The organism is Sphingobacteriales bacterium, assembly GCA_012517435.1.
Lineage (GTDB): Bacteria > Bacteroidota > Bacteroidia > CAILMK01 > JAAYUY01 > JAAYUY01.
This window is the reverse complement of sequence record JAAYUY010000022.1, coordinates 35,240-41,750: the sequence shown is the minus strand read 5'-3', so window position 1 is coordinate 41,750 and position 6,511 is coordinate 35,240. Positions and strand designations below refer to the sequence as shown.

Here is a 6,511-nt window from a genome sequence, read left to right as displayed (position 1 = left end):
CTATTAAAAACACCCCATTAAAATTTCTCAATAATAAAGCTATCTTTTCAAACTATTCATTTAGCGGGGGATTTAAATCCCCCGCTCTAAAAAAAATCCCCCGCTAAAAATTCTCCATAAAAAATCTCCTTAGAAAAATTTTAAAAAAATTACTGCTGTCCAAAATAATTTAGAAAAGTTAAAAAAAAGTTAGTATAAACGCAAAAAGAAAGGGAAAAATGGAATTTTAAAAATCAAGCCATAGGTGTCTTAACCGCATGTTCCCTGACAAGTTGTTTAAAATCTTCTCATGGAAGTAAACTTATGATTTGACTTAAAAGCATTATTTTTACCATGGGTTGGTTTGTTTGTTTTTTGCAAAAGTTGCCTTAAAACAGGCAACTTTTGCAAATTCTTTTAATTTTTTTATTTTGGAGAGATGTGAATAAAAACGAATGTTTTATCTAGTAAATTTCCAATAATTCACTTCCTCTTCAGTTTCTTTGTTGCTCAACTGAAACCAGTAAGCCGGGGTAACCCTATGCCCGGTCAATGAACGAAGACGCCTTTTATACACATCAATAGTCGGATTAAACAGCAAATCTGTTACTCCCAGCCTGTATGTCCCGTCTTCCTGACGGACATAGCGGGTATCATAACCGTTATGTTCAAGCAGTTTTTTCAAAAACTGAAACCTGTCTTCGCTGATATCAGCTTCAACCAACGTACAGAGGACGCCTTCAATTTCTTCAACCTGATGTTTTCCCTTAAACTGAGCCATAATGTTTTTTTTACAATCCGATACTAAACTGGTAAATATATTCATATATCAGGCTGGCAAAACCTATGATAAAAATACCTGCCACACACAAAACAATTCCTATTTTACTGTAAATATCGCTTTTAAACTTTTCAATAGGATGGTCGCTTTTATCAATAAACATAGCCTTCACCACCCTTAAGTAATAATACAGCGAGATAGTAGCGTTCAAAACAGCAATTAATACAAGGATGTAATATTTGACAGAGTCGTTACTGGCAGCAGCCGTAAACAGGAAAAACTTGCCAAAAAAACCGGCAACAGGAGGAATACCAGCCAGAGAAAATAAAGCAAGCATCATGGTAAGCGACAAAAGTGGATTGGTTCGGTAAAGTCCATTGTAATCGGTAATTTCTTCTTTTCCTGTTGTGTTGGAAATGACAGCTACTACACCAAAAGCACCCAGATTGGTAAAGATGTAAATCAAGGCAAAATAAAATACAGCCGTCATGCCCATTTGATTACCTCCCAGAATACCGAGCAGAATAAAGCCGGCCTGCGCAATACTTGAAAAGGCCAGAAAACGTTTCAGGTTGTTCTGGCGTAAAGCGAAGAGGTTACCAATTGTCATGGTGAGAATAGACAACACGTATAGCAAATCTTTCCAGAGTGCGGAGGATGTTTTCATCACCGTGTAAAGAATGATGATAAAGATAAACGAAGCCGCTCCCTTTGAAATGACAGACAGAAAAGAAGTGATGCTAACGGGAGAACCCTCATACACATCGGCAGTCCAGAGGTGAAAAGGAACCAGTGACATTTTGAATCCCATACCGACAATAAAGAAGATAAGTCCGATAATCTGCACACCGTTTCCATTAAAGGCAGCTGCCACATCGGTAAAATAAACCGAACCTGTTGACCCAAAAATCATTGACAGGCCATATAACAATATCCCTGACGACAAAGCACTGTTGAGGATGAGTTTAATCCCTGCTTCAGCCGATTTCTTTTTAAATTTTTCAAATGCTGACAATGCAGCCACGGGAATAGTAGCCAGTTCGAGGCCAATATAGAAGATCAGAAAATCACCCGAGGAAATCATAAATTGCATACCTATCAGGGAAGAGTAAATCAGGATAAAGTATTCAAGTATTTTGGTCTCATTTTCAGGTTTTTTCAGCCATGCAGCCGACTGGAATAAAATAATAAGTGTTCCGATGTTTAAAATGTTCTTGAGCAGAGCCGTCAGTTGGCTGTTATGAAAAGAACCTCCGAAAAGTTCCCCTGTCGATACCGGAAGAAATCCGGCAAGTGTTATCAGGGCAAAAAGAACAATATTGAAAATCACTGCATTTTTTCGGGCTTTATTGCCGGCAAAAATTTCATAGAATAAAGCCGCAATGATTAAAGCCGTCAGAAGTAATTCATGCCGCATTAAAAGAAAATCGTTCAGATTCATTTTCTAAATTTTTATGGTAACAACATGGTAAACTGTTCAACAATAGGTTTCAATCCATCAAAAATGGTATTTGAAAGCCAAAGGGGCAACATGCCGATTCCAGCAATAGGAAGAAGCAGGGAAACAAGGCTGAGCTTTTCCCACCATTTGGCATCCGTCAGCTCTTCATGGTGAGGGTCTTTAATCTGTCCGAGCAAAAACTGACCGACAACCCGCAGAATATAAACTGCTGTTACCACAATGGCCGTAGTGGCAAGGATGGTAGCCACACGGTGAAAAACATCAGGATGCTGAAATGCACCGACAAAAATAGTCATTTCGGCAACAAAACCGCTTAAGCCGGGAAGGCCAAGCGATGCCAGACCAGCAATCACATAAACCACGGCAATAAAAGGAATGACCTTCATCAGTCCGCTCATCTGGTTGATGTAACGGGTGTGTGTTCTGCCGTATATCATCCCGATTAAAGCAAAGAAAAGAGCTGTCATCAGTCCGTGAGAAATCATCTGAAGAATAGCACCGTTCATAGCCGTTCTGTTCATCATCAGAAGAGCAAAAAGTACCAGCCCGCAATGTGAAACAGAGGAATAAGCATTGATGTATTTAAGGTCTTTCTGCCAGATAGCTCCGAAAGCACCATAGACCACACTGATGGTAGTAAGAATGATGAATATCCATGCCATTTCGTTAGCAGCCTCCGGTAAGAGATACATGGCAATTTTAAAGCAACCGTATCCTCCGAGTTTCATCAGCACCCCTGCATGCAGCATCGAAACAGCTGTTGGTGCTGAGGCATGACCATCTGGAGACCATGTGTGGAACGGGAACAATGCCCCAAGTACCCCGAATCCGACAAAAAGAAAGGGGAAAAAGAACATCTGAATGTTTTTGGGAATGTCGAGCCTTGCAAGTGCCGGAATGCTGAAAGTCAGCTGACCGTCAGGCCCTGCAGAGTTGAAATACAATCCGAAAACACCCACTAGCAGAATAGCAGAACCCGCCATCAGCATCAAAGTCAGTTTCATGGCGGAATATTCTTTTGGCCCTGTTCCCCAGATACCAATCAGCAGATACATCGGGATCACTGCCAGTTCATAAAACAGGAACAGCGTGAATAAATCGAGGGAAATAAAAAATCCGAAAACGCCAGTAGCCAGTAAAATAAGGGAAATAAAAAACTCACGTTGCAAATCTTCCATTTCCCAGGAAGCAAAAATGCCTGCAAAAACCACGATGGCTGTCAGCAGAATCATGGAGGAAGAAATGCCGTCAACTCCAATCAGATAATGAATGTTAAGTGAAGGGAACCAGACATAGTCGGTCATAAACAAAATCTCATCAGTAACTCCGCTTTTGCGCAGGTGATGAACCCAGACAGCAAGCACAATGGCCAGAATAAGTTGAATACCCATGCCAATGGCGGAAACGACCCTCGCTCCTTTCAGGCCTTTTGTAAACAATATTCCAAAAATGGTCAGCAGCGGAATAATGACAAACAGATTCAGTATATTCATGAATTCAGACATTTTTTTAGTTAAAGAAAAGATAAAGGAACACAAGAAGGAAAAATACGGCTCCCGACACAAAAACAAGGGCATATTGCTGGAGTTGCCCCGATTGAAAACCTTTTATTTTCTCGGAAGTATATTCAATTGTCCATGCTATTCCGTTCATGGTTCCATCCACAATATGCCTGTCGAACCATGCCACCGGACGCGATACCAGATTGAATAAAATCTTCTTGGTGATAAAAAGGTAAATTTCATCAATGTAGAATTTGTTAAAAGCAGAAGTATGCAGAAGCCCAAGAGATTTCACGATTTTATCAGGTGCATTGTTAACTTTGCGATAGAGCAGCCAGGCGATGGCAATACCGATGAGCCCGACCAGAACCGAGGGAATGGCTATATTGTAATGCATTTCGGTTTCAAATGGCCTGTAGTCGGAAGAAATAAATTCGCTGAAAGGAAGATAACCGGCCAGAACTGAAGCAATGGCCAGGAAAATTAAAGGAATGGTCATGACATAAGGAGATTCATGCGGAGTGTGGTGATAATGGCGATCGGCACCCCAGAAAACGTTGAAATACAAGCGGAACATATAAAATGCTGTCAGTCCGGCCACAAACAATTCTATGCCGAATAAAATCTTATCGTGGTGAAAGGCAGCGACCAGAATTTCATCTTTGCTATAAAAGGCCGAAAAACCCGGAATACCTGCAATGGTAATACAGGCAATCAAAAAGGTAAGATGGGTGATGGGCAGGTATTTTCTCAGGCCGCCCATATCATTCATGTAGTTGGAATGAACAGCATGAATAATGGAGCCTGCACCAAGAAAGAGCAGAGCCTTAAACATGGCATGGGTAAAAAGATGGAACATCGAAGCCATATAGCCAAGTCCTTCTTCTCCCCCATAACCTGAAACCCCCAGTGAAAGTATCATATAGCCAATCTGTGAAAGGGTGGAATAGGCCAGAATACGCTTGATGTCGTATTGCGTACAGGCAATGACAGCAGCAAAAAGAGAGGTAAACCCGCCAATATAGGCTATCAGGTGAAGGGTATTGGGATTGGTAAAATAATACAGAGGGAAAAGACGGGCTACCAGATAAACACCAGCTACGACCATGGTGGCAGCATGAATAAGGGCTGAAACGGGCGTTGGGCCTTCCATCGCGTCCGGAAGCCAGATGTGGAGAGGAAACATGGCCGATTTGCCTGCACCACCCATGAATATCAGCATCATTGCCCAGGTAGCAGCCGAAAATCCGAGAAATGTCAGACCTGAATTTTTAGTAACTGCAATACCTTCAGGACTGGTAATGCTCAGAAAATCAAATGTTCCGTTGATGTAAGAAAGAATCAGAATGCCAATCAGGAATCCAAGGTCGGCAAAACGTGTAACAATAAATGCCTTTTTAGATGCCGCTACGGCAGAAGGTTTTTGATAGTAAAATCCGATAAGCAGGAAAGACGACACCCCGACAAGCTCCCAGAAAATATACATCTGAAAAATATTGGGTGCTACCACCAGTCCCATCATGGAAAAGGTAAACAGCGAAAGGAAAGCAAAAAAACGTTCAAAACCCTTTTCACCTTTCATATAGCCGATGCTGTAGATATGTACCATCAGTGAAACGGTTGAAACCACAATCAGCATCATGACAGAAATGGGGTCAATCAAAACGCCACCCTTGATAATCAGTTTTTCAGTGAAAGTAAGCCAGGTCGTTTCAGCGGCCACAAACATACGATAGGTGTGGTCGGCCATTCCGTCCACCCAGAAATACCGGTATGCTGTCAGCAACGAAAGAATAAAAACAGCAGCCAATCCGGATGTTCCTAAAATTCCTGAAAAAACAGGCTTGAACTTTGTCCCCAGCAATCCGATAAACAAAAACATTGCAAAGGGAATGGCAAGTATCAGCGGTGTCAGACTGTAAATATCCATGGTTTAATGTTTCTTAATTGATTAATATTTCATTTCATTCACACTATCAACCTCAATGGTGGAAAATCTTCTGTAAATATTGATGATGATGGCAATGGCCACAGAAGCTTCAGCTGCGGCAATGGCCACGACAAACAGGGAGAAAAACAAACCCTGAAAATGGTCGGGGAACAAAATGCGGTTGAAAACTACAAAATTCAGATTGACCGAATTTAAGATCAGCTCAACCGACATCAGAATGGTAATCAGGTTTCGCCTGATGATAAAACCCCAGATGCCAATAAAAAACATGGCAGTACTGACAATCAGGAAGAAACTCAAAGGAACTAAGGTATTCATATTTTTCAGATTACTTTTTTGGCAATGACAATGGCTGCAATCATGGCTGCAAGCAATAAAATACTGATAACTTCAAAGGGAAGGGCATATCCGTTCACACCTGTTGATAAAAGTTGTGTTCCAATAGCTTTCATATTGGTGGGTATGGCAGGATTGGCAGTTGCTGTAAATGAATGATGGAGGATGGTATAAATGCTGATGCCTCCGCCAAAAACAGCGGTAATACCCCCTAAAATCAGATATTTTGTCGGGGCTTTCGGAAATTTCTGGTTGATGGTGCTGGTCAGCAGGATGGAAAAGATAATCAAAACGACAATACCACCGGCATAAAGGGTAAGCTGAACACCAGCCATAAACTGATAGTCAAGCATAAAGTAGAGGCCTGCCGTAGCTACCAGAACAAAAAGCAGGGAGACGGCAGCACGCAGTATCCTTCGGCTGAAAATAGTCATAAATGAAAACACAATGATGATGGCCGAAAACAAACCAAACATCCAGATATTCGTAGTTAATCCCAT

General features: G+C 41.4%; 6 protein-coding genes. All 6 read right to left on the bottom strand.

The features are described 5' to 3' along the window. Nucleotides 1–439: 439 nt before the first annotated feature. The 6 genes from GX437_01325 to GX437_01300 are packed head-to-tail and all read right to left on the bottom strand — an operon-like array spanning nt 440 to nt 6,511. Entirely contained in the window at nt 440–760 is a 321-nt protein-coding gene (locus tag GX437_01325; GenBank protein ID NLJ06288.1) for a hypothetical protein, read from the bottom strand. A gap of 10 nt (nt 761–770) precedes the next feature. Then, entirely contained in the window at nt 771–2,201 is a 1,431-nt protein-coding gene (locus tag GX437_01320) for an NADH-quinone oxidoreductase subunit N (GenBank protein ID NLJ06287.1), read from the bottom strand. 11 nt (nt 2,202–2,212) lie between these two features. Beyond that, nucleotides 2,213–3,715, bottom strand: coding sequence for an NADH-quinone oxidoreductase subunit M (locus tag GX437_01315; GenBank protein NLJ06286.1), 1,503 nt, complete (start codon nt 3,713–3,715; stop codon nt 2,213–2,215). 16 nt (nt 3,716–3,731) lie between these two features. Then, the gene (nuoL, locus tag GX437_01310; protein ID NLJ06285.1) at nt 3,732–5,654 is read right to left on the bottom strand and encodes an NADH-quinone oxidoreductase subunit L; all 1,923 of its coding nucleotides are present in this window, start codon (nt 5,652–5,654) and stop codon (nt 3,732–3,734) included. 21 nt (nt 5,655–5,675) lie between these two features. Further along, nucleotides 5,676–5,993, bottom strand: a complete 318-nt coding sequence (nuoK, locus tag GX437_01305; GenBank protein ID NLJ06284.1) for an NADH-quinone oxidoreductase subunit NuoK — start codon at nt 5,991–5,993, stop codon at nt 5,676–5,678. A 5-nt stretch (nt 5,994–5,998) separates the two neighbouring features. Then, nucleotides 5,999–6,511 carry an NADH-quinone oxidoreductase subunit J gene (locus GX437_01300; GenBank protein NLJ06283.1) on the bottom strand — a complete coding sequence of 171 codons (513 nt, stop codon included), beginning with the start codon at nt 6,509–6,511 and terminating at the stop codon, nt 5,999–6,001.